This window comes from Streptomyces amritsarensis (assembly GCF_001953875.1).
GTDB lineage: Bacteria > Actinomycetota > Actinomycetes > Streptomycetales > Streptomycetaceae > Streptomyces > Streptomyces amritsarensis.
Map to the genome: position 1 here is coordinate 1 of NZ_MQUR01000003.1, position 17,791 is coordinate 17,791.

Below are 17,791 nucleotides of genomic sequence, written 5' to 3' on the forward strand. Positions count from 1 at the left end.
GCCCCCCCCGCCGCGCCCGGGGCGGTGGCCCCGGGCGCGGGGCCCGCGCAGATCACGGCCAGCAGCGCGGCGGGGAGCGCGGCCAGCGAGAGCGGGCGGCCGGCGGACGGCCGGCGTCCGCCTCGTGGTCCGCGTCGTGGCATCGGGTCCGGCTCCGGTTGCCGCTCCGGTCGCCGCTGCTGTTGCGGCTTCGCGTTGCTCATGTGTGCGCCCGGGCTCAGACCGGCAGGGACCAGGCCTGGTCGACCCGGTGGTCGCCGCAGGGGGCCAGCCGCAGCCGCTCGGCGGGCGCGTCGGGGGTGGCGGCTGCGGCGGGCGCGGTCAGGCACAGGCCGCTGACTTCCTCCACCAGGGCTCCGTCCCGGCGGTGGGACCAGCTCTGGCCGGGCTGCCGGCTCTGCCGCGGCGCGCAGTCGGCCAGCTCCACGGAGCCGTTCTCGCCGGCCGACAGGCACTCGCCGGCGAGCCGCAGGCGGGTGTCGTCGCCCAGGAACCACCGCTGGTCGGGGGCTCCGGTGCAGGCCGCCATCACGACCGCGCCGACCCCGCTGGTGTTCGCCCCGTCCGCGCAGCGGGCGCCGTCACCGACGATCTGCCCGGTCGGCACGGCCTCGGCGCAGCCGCGCGGGCTGAGCCGCCACACGGCGGTGTCGTGTCCGGCCAGCCGGCCGGTCAGCGCGTCGGAGACCTCGGTGCGGGCGCCGCTCCACAGGTCCTGGGCGTCGGCCGTGCAGTCGTTCAGGCCGATCTCGTCGAGCGGGACCCGGATGTCGCGGGTGTTCGCCGAGCGGTTCAGCACGGCCACCGCCCGGTCGCCGTTCGCGAGGGGGCGGACCAGGATCTCGAAGGTGGCGTTGGAGGAGACCACGGCGCCCTGACGGCCCATCGGGTCCTGGTCCAGCGCGATCATGCGGGTGTTGCCCAGGGCGGCGAGCCCCTCCGGGGTCAGCTTCGAGACCTCGGAGGACAGGATGAAGGGGGCCGCCATCATGGCCCAGAGGGCGACCTGGCTGCGGCTCTCGGCGGCCGTGAGGCCGGGGGCGCCCGCGAGCAGGAAGTCGGGGTCGTTCCAGTTGCCGGGGCCGGCGTACCGGCCGAGCCAGCGGTTGTATCCGTAGTTGCCCAGGACCGAGCTCCACCGGGAGGTGGCGGGCGCGGCCGGGTTGTAGACCTTGATGTCCTTGCCCTCGCGCCACAGCTGGCCGGTCTCGCCGACCCAGCCGAGCACCCTGTGCCAGTCCGGGCCGCCCCACTCGCCCTGCTGGAAGTAGGCGGGCGCGGAGGCGGACAGGACCATGTCCCGGCCGCTCTCGCGCAGGGCCTTCGCGACGCCGTTGTAGGCGTCCCGGTAGGCCTGCTCCTTCGTGCGGCCCTCCGGCACCCACAGGTTGCAGCCGTCCATCTTGACGTAGTCCACCTTCCAGGAGGCGAACTGCCGTGCGTCCGGGGCGTAGTGGTCGGGCCCACCGCCCTGGGGGGCGCCGCTGCCCGGGTATTTCTCGCAGGTGAGCGAGCCGGCGTCCTGGTAGATGCCGAACTTCAGACCCTTGGCGTGCAGGTACTCGCCGAGCCAGGCCATGCCGCGGGGGAACTTGGCGGTGTCGACCACCAGGTTCCCCTGCGCGTCGCGGCTCCTGGTCATCCAGCAGTCGTCCACGGTCACCGTGTCGTAGCCCTTGGCCGCGAGTCCCGTCGACACGAGCGCGTCGGCGTTGGCGACCACCTTGGCCTCGTCGATGTCGCACATGTAGTGCGCCCAGTTGTTCCAGCCCATGGGAGGGGTGAGCGCGAGCGGAGTGTCCGAGGTCGCCCGGGGCTCCGCCGCCACCGGCGCGGGGGAGAGCGCGAGGGCGAACAGGGCGGCCGCGGTCAGACAGGGGAGCGTTGCGCGCAGGCGAGGCGGCACGGGCGTCTCCTTGACGTGGGGGCAGTCGTGGGCCCAGTGCACCGGCGTGACTACGCAGTGTCAACGCAAGTCGCTGATTGTCGTCCGATGACCAGCAATATGGCTGCAATCGGTGTCACACGAAAGAGATGATACGGCGTATGATACGTTGTATCTATGCCGAGGAGATCCGAAGCCCTGGACCGTGCGACACCCGAGGCCATCGCCGTGGCCGCCCTGCGGATCCTCGACGAGCAGGGGCCGCAGGGCCTCAGCTTCCGCACCCTCGCCGACCGCCTCGGCGTCTCCCACGCCACCGTCCAGCGCCGCTGCGCGGACCTCGCCGGACTGCTCGACCTGTGCACCGAGCACCTGGCCGCACAGCTCCCCGAGATCCCCGCCGGCACCGACTGGGCCGAAGCCGCCGAGCAGCGGTTCCGCGCGCTGTACCGGCTGCTCACCGCCCACCCCGGGCTGCTCGTGCTGCGCGGCGGCCGGCCCTGGCTCGGCCGGCAGCTGCTGGCCCGGCTGGTCGAACCGTCCCTCGCCGACAGCGTGGCCGCGGGGATGACCGTCACCGAGGCGATCACCGCATACCGCCGCATGTACCTGCTCACCCTGGGCAGCGCGGCCTTCGTGGACCACCGCGAGCCGGCCGCGGCCGCCGCCGCCTCGCGCGCCGCACTGGCCGCGCTCGATCCCGAGGAGTTCCCCGTGCTCTCCGGCGGACTGCGCGAGGTACTGCCGGTCCTGACGGACCACGAGGTGTACCACGGCGCCCTGCGCCAACTGATCGAAGCCGCCCGGCCCGCCACCTGATGGGGAGAGACGCCATGGAACGTCCGCAGCAGCTCGACTACGCCGCCGTGCGCGCCGCCGCCGCGCGGATCGAGGGCCGCGTACGGCCCGTCACGACGGCGCCCGCGTCCGACGGAGTCTGGTACGCGCTGGAACACCTCCAGCACACCGGCAGCTTCAAGGCGCGCGGCGCCCGCAACTTCCTCACCGCGCACCACGAAGCCGGCACCCTCCCGGCCGCCGGCGTCACCATCGCCTCCGGCGGCAACGCCGGGCTGGCCTGCGCCTGGGCGGCCCGTGCGCTGGCCGTGCCCGCGACGGTCTTCCTGCCCGCCAACGCCCCGCGCGTGAAGGTGGAACGGCTGCGCGGCTACGGGGCCGACGTCCGGCTCGTCGGCGACCGGTACGCCGAAGCGCTCGCCGCCTGCCGGGAGTTCGCCGCCGGGAGCGGGGCGCTGAGCAGCCACGCGTACGACCACCCGCTCATCGCGGCCGGCGCCGGGACCCTGCTCGACGAGATCCGCGACGCCCTGCCCGGGCTGGACACCGTCGTCGTGGCGGTGGGCGGCGGAGGCCTGTTCGCGGGGGTGGCGACCGCCGCGCGCGAACACGGCGTACGGGTCGTCGCGGCCGAACCGGAGAACTGCCGGGCCCTGAACGCGGCCCTGGAGGCGGGCCGGCTCGTCGACGTGGCCGTGGACTCCGTGGCGGCCGACTCCCTGGGGGCCACCCGGGTCTCGGCCGACGCGCTGGCGGCCGCTCAGGACAAGAACACGACCTCGGTCCTCGTCTCCGACGAGGCGATCACGGCGGCCCGGCGCGCCGTCTGGGAGGAGCACCGGATCGTGGTCGAGGCCGGCGCGGCCACCGCCCTGGCGGCCCAGCGCGAAGCACCGCAGCCGCTGGGGGAGCGGGTCGCCGTCATCCTGTGCGGGGCCAACACGGACCCGCGGGACCTGACGGAACCCGCGGCCTGAGGCCGTCAGCCGGTGGCCGAGGCCGGGTCGGCGGAAGTCGGCCGGGCGGGCCGGCCTCGAACGACGATCGTTGCGGCGAGTGACGACTTTCGAGGACAGCCCGCGGCCCGCGTCCCTTGCCAGGGTGTGAGCGTCCAGGCGATCACCGCCGGACGCGAAGCGACTTGGAGGAACGGGCGTGGCTCAGCGCAAGGGTTGTCTGATCGGCTGCGGCGTGGCGCTGGTGCTGGGCATAGGCGCCGTCGTCGCGGTGGTCTTCGGCGTGGGGAAGGTCGTGGACATGGCCGGCGAGAGCATGGTCGACCCCGCGGTCTACGAGGGCGTGAAGACCGGCGACGCGGAGGGCGACGTCCGAGCCAAGCTCCCGTCGGGCGAGAGCTTCGTCAAAACCGCCCTCAAGGAGGGCGGACCGGTCGAGCCCGAGGGCAGCACCTGCGCCTGGTACGTCTCCACCGGCGAGGCCGAGATGGGCAAGGAGACGGTGCTCCGCTTCTGCTTCAAGGACGGCAAGCTCGTGGAGAAGACCCAATACCCCATGAAGTAGGCGCGTCAGCCGCCGGCCGGGGCGGCGGACGCCGCGGGCGCGGCCGCGTTGCGGATGTCCCGGGGCGCCCGGCCGTCCCAGCGCCGCACCGCCCGGCGCAGCGCGCGCAGGTCGCTGTAGCCGACCCGGGCCGCGATCGCCTGGAGCGGCAGGTCGGTGCTGCGCAGCAGCTCCATGGTCCGCTCCTGGCGCACCGATTCGACCTCCTCGCGCCAGGTCGTACCGAGCTCCCGCAGCCGCCGTTGCAGCGTGCGCGGGCTCATCGCCAGCCGCCCCGCGACGTGCTCCAGGTTCACGGCGTCCTCCCGGAAGGCACCGGCGAGAACCATCCGGAAGCTGTCCTGCCAGAGCATGACCGGCTGCGCGGCCGCCAGGGTCAGCCGGGCCTGCTGCGCCAGGAGGCGGTCCAGCCCCGGCTGCGCCTTGGGCAGCGGCGCGCGGACGTCGTCGTCGTGGAAGGTGATCGAGTTGTACGGCGCTGCGAACTCGATGCGGGCGGCACCGAAGAACTCCGCCAGCCGGCGGTACCCGCCGGGAGCGCCGTGTGTGACGCAGACACGCAGCGGGACGAGGGGCCGCCCGGTCGCGGCCCGCGCCCGCGTCAGGAACATGGCCAGCGCGAACCAGTCGATGGCCTCCACCACATCAGGCCCCCAACTCCCCGTCGCATGGCGGATGGTGAAGCTGCGCCCGTCCTCCTCGACGAGGAGCTTCTCGTGGGCCGGGTCGGCGATGACGGCGCTGTACTCCACCACCTGCTTCAGGGACTCCCGGAGGGTGGGCCCGCTGGTGACCAGGTAGTCCCACAGCCCGAACGTGCCGATGGGCGCCTCGTCGGCGAGCAGGGCGCCGACCGCGGTTCCGGGCTCGGTGAGCGTCAGCTCCTCCCACACGGCCAGCGCCGACGGGGTGGAGACCCGGGCCAGTTCGTTGCCCAGCACCTCGGGGCCGAGGTCGTGGAACCGGGCGAACCTGCCCATGTCCCCGCCCGACCGGCGCAGGGCGTCGAGGATGAACCGTGCGAGGTGCACGGAGATGGTGCCGTGGGCGTGATGAGGCTGCATGGAGCGGATGACGCTACCAGCCCTGCGGGTGAACTCGCCCGCGCACGGCCCCGGCTTGGCTCCCGGACGCCCCCTGACGGCGTGAAACGCGCCTCGCAGGCAGGCCGCTGCCGCCCTGTGGCGCCGGGAGTCCCCTCGCTGACGCGCGCAGGTCCTTATGGACGCCCCAGGCCCCTGCCTACGGTGGCGACGATCACGGGCGCGGATCGAACTCCGGCCGCGCACGCGCCGTGATCCACAGGAAACCACCGAGTCGAAGGGTCCGACGTGACGTTCTCACCTGCCCACTGGCAGAAGCGCCTCGACGCGTTGCGCGCCGTCCACCACGTCCCCGGCGCGACCCTCGCGGTGTTCGCCGACGGCCGGATCCACGAACTGGCGAGCGGCCTGCTGCACCGCGGAACCGGGGTGGAGGCCACCACCGACTCGGTGTTCCAGCTGGGCTCGATAGCCAAGATCTACACCGCCACGCTGGTCATGCAGCTCGTCGACACCGGCCGGCTGGACCTGGACACGCCCGTCGCCGAGATCCTCCCGGAGTTCACTCCGGCCGCCGCACCCGGGGCGGCCAAGGAGATCACCGTACGCCGCCTGCTCAGCCACACCAGCGGCCTCACCTGTGACTTCACCTACGACAGCGGACGCGGCGACGACTGCCTGGCCGCCTACGTGCGGGCCGCCCGCCACGTGGCGCTCGACTGCCCGCCCGGCACCGCCGTCTCCTACAGCAGCGTCGGCTACAACGTCCTGGGCCGCATCGTCGAGGTCGTCACCGGACGCACCTGGGACCAGGCCCTGAAGGAGCGGATCGTCGCCCCCCTGGGCCTGACCCGCACCATGACCCTGCCCGAGGAGGCGCTGGCCTTCCGTACGGCGATGGGCCACCTCCCGGGCGACGGTCCGGAGCCCGAACCGGCGCCGGCCTGGGACATGATGCCCCGATCGGCCGGACCGTACGGCCGGGTCCTGGCGAGCGCCGCCGACGTGCTGCGCCTGGCCAAGATGCACCTCGACGGCGGCGCCACCGCGGACGGCACCCAGGTCCTGGGCGCCCGCGCCGTCGCGGCGATGCAGCGCTGGGAGGTCGACGTCCCCGACCGGTGGACGGTGAGCGCGGACGGCTGGGGGCTGGGCTGGTCGCTCTACGACTGGAACGGAGTCCCGGGCTACGGGCACGACGGCGCCGCCATCGGCCAGTACTCCTACCTGCGCGTCATCCCCGGCGCCGACGTCATCGTCGTCCTGCTGACCAACGGCGGCGATGCCCGCCGCCTCTACGCCGACCTGTTCCGCGAACTCCTCGCGGACCTCGCCGAAGTCCGCATGCCGCCCCCCTTCGCACCGCCCGCGCACCCGCCGGCCGTCGACATGACGCCGCTGCTCGGCACCTACCGGCGCGAGGGCGTCGTCATCACGGTCGATGTCGCCCCCGACGGCACCCCGCACCTGCGCTACGAGTTCGTCGACGGCATGCGGGACTTCTCGCCGCCCCTGGAGATGGACCTCGTCCCGCTCAGCGCGACCGTCTTCGCCGCGACCGGCGCCGGCCCCTCCTTCAGCGAGGACTGGATGCCCGTCGTCTTCGCCGCCCTCGTCGACGGTACCCCCTGCTGCTACATCGGCATGCGCTGCGCCCCCAGGACGACCACCGGCTAGTGCTGTGACCGGCAAGGTTCACCGGGTCGAACCCTTCCGACCACCGGCTAGGGGCTGTCCGGTCCTGATCCGCCGGACGCCCCCCGGTCCACGGCGCGACGCAGCCGGGCGAGCGGTGCGGTGATTCCCGCGGCGGTGCGGGCCGGGAGCCGGGCGGCCCGGTCGTCGATCCAGGCGAGTGCGCGGCGCTGCCCGTCCGCGTCGCAGAGCGAGAGGTGGAACAGCAACTGCCGCCAGGCGCGGGCGGTCTGCGCGGGCGTGGCGGATCGGCGGACCGCGGCGGCGAAGGCTCCGCGCGCGGCGCCTTCCCACCCGCCTGGCGGGCTGACGTCCGCGTACCGCACGAGGGTGGCCAGGTTGGAGGTGGTGAGGATCCGGGCCTGCTCGACGACCGCGGCGTCGCCGGCCGGGGACGGGCCTGTGCGCCCCGCACGCGCGACGCACAGTTCCGCGAAGCCCTCGTGGTCTGCGGCGGCCGCCAGGCGGAGCACCTGCGCGTAGTCGATGCCGTGGTAGCGCTCGTACGCCGTGCCGCGCAGCAGCTCGCCGGCTGCCCGCGCGGCCGGGAGCAGGCCGGGGGAGGTCCGTGTGCCGTACGCGGCGGCGAACGGCTCCGTGAGGAGCGGGGCGGGCAGTCCGGCGAGCGGAGCGAGGTCCGACAGTGCCGCGGCGAGCAGGTCGGGCAGCCCGGCGCCGGGAAATCCCTCCACGCAGACCTCGGCGAACGTCCGCAGCGTCGCACGGGCCCGTACCGCCGGGTCGGGACCCCAGGGAGCCACGGCCCGCACCCACGGCAGCGAAGCGATCCGCTCGTGGTGCTCCCGGCTCCACCACAGCGCGTACCGGTGCGGGCGCCGGGCGCGGTACGTGGCGGCCACCAGTGCGCCGAGGCTCTCGTCGGCGTACCCCTGTGCGGTGTGCGCGGCGATCAGCTCGGCGGCGACCTCGCCGAGCACCTCCGCCGACGGCACGGCGCCGGTGTCCAGCAGGGTCCTCAGCGGCGCGGTGACCGCCGCGGCGACCGGAGCGCGGATCGACGGGGGGATGCCGGCCCCGACGGGCAGCCCGGTGCCGCGTGCCTCCTCGGCGGTCACCGGACCGGTCAGCGCCCCTACGTCCGCCGTCCCGCGGGCGGTGTCGAGCGGCGCGAGCCGACGCAGGACGAGCGCGGCCAGCTCGTCGTGAGCAGGGAGGGCCGCCTGCCGGGCCTGCTCCCGCCGGAGCCGGGTGTGCTCGGCTGACCCCGGCCTGCCGCGCCGGGCGACCATCGAGGCGACGGCGTGGCGCACCAGGCCTGCGAGGCGGGGCGGCAGTTCGCGCCCGGCCGCGCTCTCCTCCAGGCCGCGGAGGAGGACCGCCGTGTTCGATTTCGGGTTCAGGTGCTTCGTGCAGCGGGTGTGCGCCGCCGCCAGCTCCCGGTACCGGGCGAGCAGCGCCGCGCCCTGCGCCCGCGTCACGGCCTGCGGATCGGCCTCGATGCGCAGCCAGTGGCCGAGGAGCTCGTCCTCGTAGGGCCGCCAGACAGTGAGCGCCTCACGCTGCGCCTCGACGGCGGGGCGCGGCGCACGGCGTGCGAGCGCCGCGGCCGCCTCGCCGACGGTCAGCCGGTGCACGGCGTCCGGACCGGGCACGGGCTGCTCGGCGGGATACGGTGCGAAGCGGACCTCGGCGGCGAAGGGCCGCAGCTCCTCGACGAGTTCGGCAGCGGCGGCGTCCTGCCCGGCACGCCGCAGCCAGGCGACGTACAACAGCGCGGCGTGCTCCGGCGCGCGCACCTCGTAGCGCCCGCTGTCGAGCAGCGACTCCAGCAGGGCGAGGCCGTCGTCGGTGAGGCAGTGGGCGAAGAGGTCCGCGTCGGAGAGCCCGGGGGCTGTCAGGCCGACGCCGGGCGGGTGGTGTCCGGTGTTGGTGTCCATGGCCGGCGTGGCAGGTCCTGCCCCTGCGCCCTCCGGCTGTGCAGGCCGGTGCTCTGGCTGCTGAGCTACACGCCGTTCGAGGCGAACCTAGACGTTCGGGCGCGCGTCGCACAAGCCGGCTCGGGCTTCCCGGACCAGGGGCATTCGGCCGGTGGAGGTAAAGCGCATTAGTGCGGGCGCGGTGAAAGGGGCGACAAAGCGTCAACATGGCCGCGCGCGGCGCTGCGCCGCGGAATCGGCACCAAGGGCAGCGGTGTGTGCACTAAAGCGCATCAGTCCAGTTCGGGGCTGCGGGACCGGACGGCTCGCGTACCCGCTTCGATCCGTCGCGGGATGCGGCACCATTCGGCATCGGCCAGCCTGAACCGGGCCTCATTGACGCGGACTTGCTGTCCCGCGACCGTGGGCACCGCCTCCGGCGACGAGGCCGGACTTCTGCGAAGGCGGCGACGATGACCCGTTCGAAACCGACCCGTACGGCTGTGGCCGCCCTGGTGGCGGGCGCCCTCCTCTCGGCCTCCGCGTGCGGTCTCGGCGGTGCCGGCGCCGGGGATGCCAAGGAGGCGGAGAGAACGGGCCGGGTGGCCGGCGGGATCACCTTCCGGACCCTCCAGCTGAAACCCGCCTTCACCGGCTACGTCCAGGCCGTCATCGACGCCTTCGAGAAGCAGCACCCCGACGTCGACGTCACGTGGGAGGACGTGCCGGGCGACGGCTACAACGAGAAGCTCGTCGCGGACGCCCAGGCCGGTGCTCTCCCGGACGTGGTCAACCTCTCCACCGACTCCTTCCAGCTCCTCGGCGACCGGGGTCTGCTCGCCGACGTCGCGAAGCTCGACGGGGAGTCGGCGGGGGAGTACGTACCCGGGGCCTGGGAGCAGTTCAAACTGCCCGGCAAGGGCGACAGCGTCTACGCCTACCCCTGGTACGTGACCCCGGAGATCCTCACCTACAACAGGGAGCTCTTCGAGGAGTCCGGGCTGGACCCCGCCGCACCGCCCACCAGCGTGGAGCAGTTCTTCGACTACGCGGAACAGATCGCCGCCAGGTCCGGCGGCCGGTACGCGGCCTTCATGGCCGACCCCAAGGGGCGGCTGCCCGGCGACTGGCAGAAGATGGGCGTCCCCCTGCTCAGCCCCCGCAAGGACCGCTTCACCTTCGACACCGCCCAGGCCGTCGCATGGGTGGAGCGGATGAAGGACCTGTACGCCAAGGGCGCGATGCCCAAGGAGTCCCTGCTCACGTCGGACGACATCAACCAGCTCTACGGCAGCGGCAAACTCGTCTTCGGCCCGGGCTCCCCGGGCTTCGTCAAGGACATCAAGCAGAACGCCCCGCAGGTCTACGCCACGACGCAGGTCGCGGGAGCCGTCACCGGCCGGCTCGGCCACATCGGCATCTACGCCCAGTCGCTCGGCATCAGGAAGGACACCAAGCACCCCGACGCAGCGGCCGAGTTCGCCAAATGGGTCACCAACGGCCCCAACCAGGTGGAGTTCTCGCGGAAGGCCACCATCTACCCCTCCAACGCCCGAGGCCTCGCCGACCCGTTCTTCTCCGACCGGGGCGACGGCAAGGACGCCGAGACCCTCGCCCGGGCGGTCGGCGCCGAGCAGCTCAAGACCGCCGCCCTCGACGCCAACACCCCGGTCCAGTGGACCAACCAGGTCGGGGACGCCGTCGTACGCGAGGTGCAGAAGGCCATCCAGGGCGAGCAGGACGCCCGGACGGCGGTGAAGAAGGCCGAGGAAGCGGCGAACCGGCTCCTCGCCGACGCGGCCCGCGCGTGACGGCCGCCGGCACCCGCCCGGCCGCCGGCACCCGCCCGGCCGCGGCGGCCGCGCGCCGGCGCCGGGCGGCGCTGCGGGCCATGGAGGCCGACACCGGGCTGCCGCACCGCACCTGGTGGACGCCGTACCTCTTCCTCGCGCCCGGCCTGGCGATGGTGCTGCTGTTCAGCATCTGGCCGTTCGTCAACACCGTCGTCCTCTCCTTCACCGACGCCCGGATCCTGCGCGGCGGCGGCTTCGTCGGCCTCGACAACTACCGGCGCGCCTTCGCCGACCCCGACTTCTGGGTCGCGACCGGCAACAGCGTCCTCTACCTCCTGGTCGTCGTCCCCTGCCTGGTGCTCCTGCCGCTGGCCCTCGCGGTCCTCGTCCAGGCCAAGGTCCCCGGCATCGGCTTCTTCCGCTCCGCCTTCTACACCCCGGTGATCGCCTCCGCCGTGGTCGTCGGGCTGATCTGGCAGTGGGTCCTGCGCAGCGACGGCCTCGTCAACACCGTCTTCCAGCGGCTCCGCCTGGTCTCCGAGCCGGTCCCGTTCCTGACGGACAGCACGATGCTGCTCGTCTCCGCGATGATCGTGACCGTGTGGAAGGGCCTCGGCTACTACATGGTCTTCTACCTGGCCGCCCTCGGGAACGTCCCCGCCTCCCTCCACGAGGCCGCCGCGATCGACGGCGCCGGCCCCGTCCGCCGCTTCCTCAGCATCACCGTCCCCCAGGTGAAGCCGATGATGCTGCTGGTCGGAACCCTCTCCGCCATCTCGGCCCTGCGCGTCTTCACCGAGATCTACATCCTCGGCGGGGAGAGCGGCGGGCCCGGCGGCGGCGCCCGCACCCTGCCCTTCCTCATCCGCCAGGTGGGCCTCGGCTTCTCCGGCGAGACGGGCTACGCCAGCGCCATATCGATCCTGCTGTTCCTCCTCACGCTGGTCTTCAGCCTGCTGGGCCGCCGCCTGGCGAAGGGAGACGAGGCATGAGGACGGCATCCCCCGCCCGCGCCGCCCGCGCCGCCCGTGTCGGACGTGACGGCCTGACGCGCCGCAGGCTCGCCCTGGCCGCCCGGTACGGCACCCTGCTGCTCATGCTCGCCGTCATGCTGGGCCCGATCCTCTGGCAGTTCCTGACCTCGATCCGCGGCCGCACCGAGAACGTGTACGACGGCGTGCTGCCCACACACCCCACCCTCGACAACTACGTCCGCGTCGCCGAGTCCTTCCCGCTGCTCCAGTACGTGGGCAACACCCTCGTCGTCGCGGGCCTCGCGATCACCTCGAACATGCTCTTCGCCGCGATGGGCGGGTACGCGCTGTCCCGTGCCGCCTGGAAGGGCCGCGAGGTCGTCCTCACCGTCCTCGTCGCGACCCTGATGTTCCCCTTCGAGTCCGTGATGATCTCGATGTTCCTCACGGTGCGGGGGATGGGCCTGGTCGACACCCTCATCGGCGTCTGGCTGCCCGGCGCGGTCTCCGTGCTCAACATCATGATCATGCGGGCGGCCTTCCTCGCCATGCCCAAGGAGGTCGAGGAGGCCGCCGTCCTGGACGGAGCGGGCGAGTGGACCCGCTTCACCCGGGTCTTCGTCCCTTCGGCCAGGGGAGCCCTGGCCGTCGTCTGCATCACCAGCTTCATGGGCGCCTGGGACGACTTCCTGTGGCCGCTGCTGGTCCTCACCGACAGCGACCACTACACCCTCCAGCTCGGCCTGAAGACCCTCGCCGGCGCCACCACCGTCAACGACCAGCGGCTGATCGCCGCCGGCGCGATGGCCGCCCTGCTGCCGATGATGCTCCTCTTCTTCGCCCTCCAGCGCTTCTTCTTCAAGGGAGTGGGCGAGGGAGCCGTCAAGCTCTGAGCCGGACCGTCCGACCGGCCCGCAGGCCCCGTACCGACCGACCACCACCTCCGGGAGCAGCTGTCATGCATGACGACCGCAGCATCACCGAACACCGCCTCCGCCGGGTGCTCCACGAGCGCATCAAGCCCGCCGTCCACTCCGGCCCACTCCCGCTGACCGTGGAGCGCTGGGACGCCCCGGGCGAGCCCGTGCCCGTCGCCGAGGGCCTGGCGGCGCCCTACGCGCCCTGCGCACCCGGCGACCCGTGGGGACCGGCCTGGGGCACCACCTGGTTCAAGGTCACCGGGACCGTCCCCGCCGGATGGGCCGGCCGGACCGTGGAGGCCGTCCTCGACCTCGGCTTCGACCGGATGATGCCCGGCTTCCAGTGCGAGGGCCTGGTCCACCGCGCCGACGGCGGCGAGATCAAGGCCCTCAACCCGTACAACGACTGGGTGCGCGTGGCCGACCGCGCCGAGGGCGGCGAGCGGATCGAATGGTACGTCGAGGCGGCCGCCAACCCCGTCCTGGTCGACCACCGCCCCTCCTACGAGGGCGACGCGCGCACCAGCGGCGACCAACCCCTCTACCGCCTCGCCCGGATGGACCTCACCGTCTTCGAGACCGAGGTCTGGGAGCTGGTCCAGGACCTGGAGGTGCTGTACGAGCTGATGACGCAGCTCCCCCTCGACGAGGCCCGCCGCCACCAGATCCTGCACGCCCTCGGCGCCGCCCTGGACGCGGTCGACCTCACCGACGTCCCCGGCACGGCCGCCGCCGCCCGCACCCGCCTCGCCGGCGTCCTCGCCGCCCCCGCCAACGCCTCCGCGCACCGCATCAGCGCCGTCGGCCACGCCCACATCGACTCCGCATGGCTGTGGCCGCTGCGCGAGACGGTCCGCAAGGTCGCCCGTACCACGTCCAACATGGTCAACCTGATGGACGAACATCCCGAATTCGTCTTCGCGATGTCGCAGGCGCAGCAGCTCGACTGGATCAAGACCCATCGGCCCGAGCTGTTCGAGCGGGTCAAGAAGAAGGTCGCGGACGGGCAGTTCGTTCCCGTCGGCGGCATGTGGGTGGAGTCCGACACCAACATGGTCGGCGGTGAGGCGATGGCCCGCCAGTTCCTCTACGGCAAGAAGTTCTTCCTCGACGAGTTCGGCATCGACACCCACAACGTCTGGCTGCCCGACTCCTTCGGCTACACCGCCGCCCTGCCGCAGATCGTCAAGCTCTCCGGCTCGCGGTGGTTCCTGACCCAGAAGATCTGCTGGTCGCAGGTGAACGCATTCCCCCACCACACCTTCTGGTGGGAGGGCATCGACGGCACCCGCGTCTTCACGCACTTCCCGCCCGTCGACACCTACAACTCCGACCTCGGCGGCGCCCAGATGGCCCACGCCGCCCGCAACTACCGCGAGAAGGGCCGGGGGTCACGCTCCCTGACCCCCTTCGGCTGGGGCGACGGCGGCGGCGGACCCACCCGGGAGCACCTCGCCCGCGCCCGGCGCCAGCGCGACCTCGAAGGCTCCCCGCGCATCGAGATCGAACGGCCCGACGCCTTCTTCGAGAAGGCCCGCGCCGAGTACGGGGACGCGCCCGTCTGGGCCGGCGAGCTCTACCTGGAGCTGCACCGCGGCACCTACACCTCCCAGGCCAAGACCAAGCAGGGCAACCGGCGCAGTGAATCGCTGCTGCGCGAGGCCGAGCTGTGGGCGGCGACCGCCGCCGTACGGGTGGCCGGGTACGCGTACCCGTACGAGGACCTGGAGCGGATCTGGAAGACGGTGCTGCTCCACCAGTTCCACGACATCCTGCCGGGCTCGTCCATCGCCTGGGTGCACCGCGAGGCCCGCGAGACGTACGCGAGGGTGGCCGAGGAACTCGGGGGGATCACCCTCGCCGCGCAGCGGGCACTCGCGGGGGAGGGCGCTGTGGAACTGGTCTTCAACTGCGCCCCGCACGCCCGCCACGGCGTCCCGGCGGGTGGAGCGGGCCGCCCGGCGCAGCCGCCGGAGCCGGTCACCGTGGAGGAGCGGCACGGCGGCGGGCACGTCCTCGCCAACGGCCGGCTGCTGGTGGAGATCGACGGCCGCGGCCTGATCGTCTCCGTCTACGACCTGGAGGCGCGCCGGGAGGCAGTCGCCCCGGGAGCCGCCGCGAACCTGCTCCAGATCCACCCCGACTTCCCCAACATGTGGGACGCGTGGGACGTCGACGCGTTCTACCGCAACAACGTCACCGACCTCGTCGGGCTGGACGGCCTGGAGGTCGCCGAGAGCGGACCGGGGTCGGCGACGGTCCGGGTGACCCGCTCCTTCGGGCGGTCCGGGGTGGTCCAGCGGATCACCCTGCGGGCCGGCGCCAAGACGGTCGACATCGTCACGGACGTCGACTGGCACGAGACGGAGAAGTTCCTCAAAGCGGCCTTCCCGCTGGACGTGAAGGCCGAACGGACCGCGTCGGAGACGCAGTTCGGACACGTCTACCGGGCCACCCACACCAACACCTCGTGGGAGGCGGCCAAGTTCGAGATCTGCGCCCACCGCTGGATCCACGCGGAGGAGCCCGGCTGGGGCGTCGCGCTGCTCAACGACTCCACGTACGGGCACGACGTGACCCGCGACGTACGGGCCGACGGCGGCCAGACCACCACCGTACGGCTCTCCCTGCTGCGGGCTCCGCGCTACCCGGACCCGGAGACCGACCAGGGCGCCCACAGCCTGCGCTTCTCGCTGGCGCCCGGCGCCGGGATCGGGGACGCGGTCCGCGAGGGCCACGCCCTGAACCTGCCCGAGCGCACCGTGCACGGCGCGGGCCCCGTCGCCCCGCTGCTGGCGGTGGACGAGGACGCGGTGGTGGTCGAGGCGGTCAAACTCGCCGAGGACCGCGGCGGCGACGTGATCGTCCGCCTCTACGAATCCCGCGGCGGCCGTGCCACGGCCACCCTCACGGCGGGCTTCCCGATCGCGGAGGCGGTCGAGAGCGACCTGCTGGAACGGCCCCTCGCCGGCACGGCCGCCCGGCCCCCGGCGGCGGACGGCACGGTCGCCCTGACCCTGCGCCCCTTCCAGATCCTCACGCTGCGCCTGCGCCGCGCCTGACCGGCGCCCGCCGGCGTCCGGGCCGGACGCCGGGCGGGGCCGGCGGCGTGAACTCCGCCACAGGTGTGCCCGGGCCGGGCCTGCGGGGCCGGGGATCCACGGGAAGGAGGCCCGGCCCCGGTTATGCACCTAGTTGCAAAACATGCCCTCCCTCGCTAGAACAGGTTCATCACCCCCGCGCGAGGAGGCGCCCCTCATGAGTTCCCAGAGCCGGTACCCGCACCTGCTGAGCCCCCTGGACCTCGGCTTCACCACCCTGCCGAACCGCGTGATCATGGGGTCGATGCACACCGGCCTCGAGGAGCACGAGGGCGGCTTCGAGCGCCTCGCCGCCTTCTACGCCGAGCGCGCCCGCGGTGGCGCCGGCCTCATCGTCACCGGCGGCATCGCCCCCAACGACGCCGGCCGCCCCTTCGAGGGCGGCTCCCGCCTCACCACCGAGGAGGAGGCCGCCGAGCACCGCGTGATCACCGACGCCGTGCACGCCGAGGGCGGGAAGATCGCGATGCAGATCCTCCACTTCGGCCGCTACGCCTACCACAAGGACCTCGTCGCGCCCAGCGCCCTCCAGGCCCCCATCAGCCCCTTCGTCCCGAACGAGCTCTCCGACGACGAGGTGGAGCGCACGGTCGAGGACTTCGTCCGCGCCGCGCGCCTGGCCAAGCTCGCCGGCTACGACGGCGTCGAGGTCATGGGCTCCGAGGGCTACCTGATCAACGAGTTCATCGCCGCCGCGACCAACAGGCGCACCGACCGCTGGGGCGGCTCCTACGAGAACCGCGTCCGCTTCCCGCTGGAGATCGTCCGCCGGACCCGCCAGGCCGTCGGCGAGGACTTCATCCTCGTCTACCGCCTCTCCATGCTCGACCTCATCCCCGGCGGCTCCACCCTCGACGAGGTGGTCCACCTGGCCAAGGAGATCGAGGCGGCCGGCGCCACCATCATCAACACCGGGATCGGCTGGCACGAGGCCCGCATCCCCACCATCGCCACCTCCGTCCCCCGCGGCGCCTACACCTGGGTCACCAAGCGGCTGATGGGCGCGGTCTCCGTCCCGCTCGTCACCAGCAACCGCATCAACACCCCCGAGATCGCCGAGGAACTCCTCGCCGACGGCCGCGCCGACCTCGTCTCCCTGGCCCGCCCCTTCCTGGCCGACGCCGACTTCGTCGCCAAGGCGGCGGCCGGCCGCCCCGAGACCATCAACACCTGCATCGGCTGCAACCAGGCCTGCCTCGACCACACCTTCAGCGGCAAGATCACCAGCTGTCTCGTCAACCCGCGCGCCTGCCACGAGACCGAGCTCGTGCTCTCGCCCACCCGGCTGAAGAAGCGCGTCGCGGTCGTCGGCGCCGGCCCGGCCGGCCTCGCCTGCGCGGTCTCCGCCGCCGAACGCGGCCACGCCGTCACCCTCTTCGAGGCCTCCGGCCACATCGGCGGCCAGCTCGACATCGCCCGCCGCATCCCGGGCAAGGAGGAGTTCGAGGAGACCATCCGCTACTTCGCCACCCAGCTCGCCGCCCACGACATCGACGTCCGGCTGGACACCCGCGCCGACGTGGAGACCCTCCGGGGCTACGACGAGGTCGTCGTCGCCACCGGAGTCACCCCCCGCACCCCCGACATCGACGGCGTGGACCACGCGAGCGTCGTCAGCTACCTCGACGTGCTGCGCGACGGCGCACCCGTCGGCGAGCGCGTCGCCGTCGTCGGCGCCGGCGGCATCGGCGTCGACGTCGCCGAGTACCTCACCGACAGCGGCGAGGGAGCCTCCCAGGACCCGGACGTCTACTTCCGCCACTGGGGCGTGGACACCGCGTACACCGGACCCGGCGGGCTCACCGCCCCCGAGCGGCCCGCGCCGCCGCGCCAGGTCCACCTGCTCCAGCGCAAGGCCACCAAGGTCGGCGCCGGCCTCGGCACCACCACCGGCTGGATCCACCGCGCGGAGCTCAAGCACCGCGGGGTCGTCTCCGTCGCCGGGGCCTCGTACGACCGCATCGACGACGAGGGCCTGCACATCACCGTCGGCGGTGAGCAGCGCCTTGTACCCGCCGACACCGTCGTCCTGTGCACCGGCCAGGAGCCGCGCCGTGACCTGTACGACGCCCTGCGCGCGGCCGGCGTCGAGGCGCACCTGATCGGCGGCGCCGACGTGGCGGCCGAGCTCGACGCCAAGCGGGCCATCCGCCAGGGCACGGAGCTGGCCGCGAAGCTCTGACC

12 protein-coding genes and 1 tRNA gene are annotated in these 17,791 nt (G+C 73.2%); 9 read left to right on the forward strand and 4 right to left on the reverse strand.

All coding sequences use genetic code 11. The features are described 5' to 3' along the window. Nucleotides 1-217 precede the first annotated feature (217 nt). Entirely contained in the window at nt 218-1,906 is a 1,689-nt protein-coding gene (locus AVW11_RS01975) for a ricin-type beta-trefoil lectin domain protein (RefSeq protein ID WP_240528110.1), read from the reverse strand. Between the two features lie 156 nt (nt 1,907-2,062). Between AVW11_RS01975 and AVW11_RS36295 the strand changes: the two genes are divergently transcribed. The 3 genes from AVW11_RS36295 to AVW11_RS01990 all read left to right on the forward strand — a co-directional run bounded on the left by AVW11_RS36295 (nt 2,063) and on the right by AVW11_RS01990 (nt 4,204). Continuing rightward, a complete protein-coding gene (locus AVW11_RS36295; RefSeq protein WP_030839905.1) occupies nt 2,063-2,704 on the forward strand; it encodes a TetR/AcrR family transcriptional regulator in 642 nt (213 codons plus the stop codon). Nucleotides 2,705-2,718: 14 nt separating this feature from the next. Next, entirely contained in the window at nt 2,719-3,660 is a 942-nt protein-coding gene (locus AVW11_RS01985) for a serine/threonine dehydratase (protein WP_060179263.1), read from the forward strand. Between the two features lie 178 nt (nt 3,661-3,838). Next, nucleotides 3,839-4,204 (forward strand): hypothetical protein, encoded by a 366-nt coding sequence (locus AVW11_RS01990; protein WP_060179264.1) that lies wholly within the window; start codon nt 3,839-3,841, stop codon nt 4,202-4,204. 5 nt (nt 4,205-4,209) lie between these two features. Here AVW11_RS01990 and AVW11_RS01995 read toward each other — a convergent pair whose 3' ends face one another. Then, nucleotides 4,210-5,268: an AraC family transcriptional regulator ligand-binding domain-containing protein gene (locus AVW11_RS01995; RefSeq protein ID WP_051699473.1), complete on the reverse strand. Its 1,059-nt coding sequence runs from the start codon at nt 5,266-5,268 to the stop codon at nt 4,210-4,212. Between the two features lie 267 nt (nt 5,269-5,535). Here AVW11_RS01995 and AVW11_RS02000 point away from each other — a divergent pair, with 267 nt between their 5' ends. Continuing rightward, nucleotides 5,536-6,924 (forward strand): serine hydrolase domain-containing protein, encoded by a 1,389-nt coding sequence (locus AVW11_RS02000; RefSeq protein WP_030839917.1) that lies wholly within the window; start codon nt 5,536-5,538, stop codon nt 6,922-6,924. Between the two features lie 47 nt (nt 6,925-6,971). Here the strand turns inward: AVW11_RS02000 and AVW11_RS02005 are convergent, their stop codons facing one another. Then, nucleotides 6,972-8,840 (reverse strand): hypothetical protein, encoded by a 1,869-nt coding sequence (locus AVW11_RS02005; RefSeq protein ID WP_076043025.1) that lies wholly within the window; start codon nt 8,838-8,840, stop codon nt 6,972-6,974. Then, nucleotides 8,840-8,915 (reverse strand) — tRNA-Cys (locus tag AVW11_RS02010). Before AVW11_RS02010 ends, AVW11_RS02005 begins: the two co-directional genes overlap by 1 nt. A 377-nt stretch (nt 8,916-9,292) precedes the next feature. Between AVW11_RS02010 and AVW11_RS02015 the strand changes: the two genes are divergently transcribed. From AVW11_RS02015 to AVW11_RS02035, 5 genes are all read left to right on the forward strand, one after another. Beyond that, nucleotides 9,293-10,630: an ABC transporter substrate-binding protein gene (locus tag AVW11_RS02015; RefSeq protein WP_060179266.1), complete on the forward strand. Its 1,338-nt coding sequence runs from the start codon at nt 9,293-9,295 to the stop codon at nt 10,628-10,630. Next, a complete protein-coding gene (locus AVW11_RS02020) occupies nt 10,627-11,604 on the forward strand; it encodes a carbohydrate ABC transporter permease (RefSeq protein WP_076043026.1) in 978 nt (325 codons plus the stop codon). The genes AVW11_RS02015 and AVW11_RS02020 overlap by 4 nt, the downstream gene beginning before the upstream one ends. Continuing rightward, nucleotides 11,601-12,479 carry a carbohydrate ABC transporter permease gene (locus AVW11_RS02025; protein WP_240528111.1) on the forward strand — a complete coding sequence of 293 codons (879 nt, stop codon included), beginning with the start codon at nt 11,601-11,603 and terminating at the stop codon, nt 12,477-12,479. Before AVW11_RS02020 ends, AVW11_RS02025 begins: the two co-directional genes overlap by 4 nt. Nucleotides 12,480-12,544: 65 nt before the next feature. After that, entirely contained in the window at nt 12,545-15,568 is a 3,024-nt protein-coding gene (locus AVW11_RS02030; RefSeq protein WP_060179268.1) for an alpha-mannosidase, read from the forward strand. A 196-nt stretch (nt 15,569-15,764) separates the two neighbouring features. Then, nucleotides 15,765-17,789, forward strand: coding sequence for an NADPH-dependent 2,4-dienoyl-CoA reductase (locus AVW11_RS02035; RefSeq protein ID WP_076043027.1), 2,025 nt, complete (start codon nt 15,765-15,767; stop codon nt 17,787-17,789). Nucleotides 17,790-17,791 lie beyond the last annotated feature (2 nt).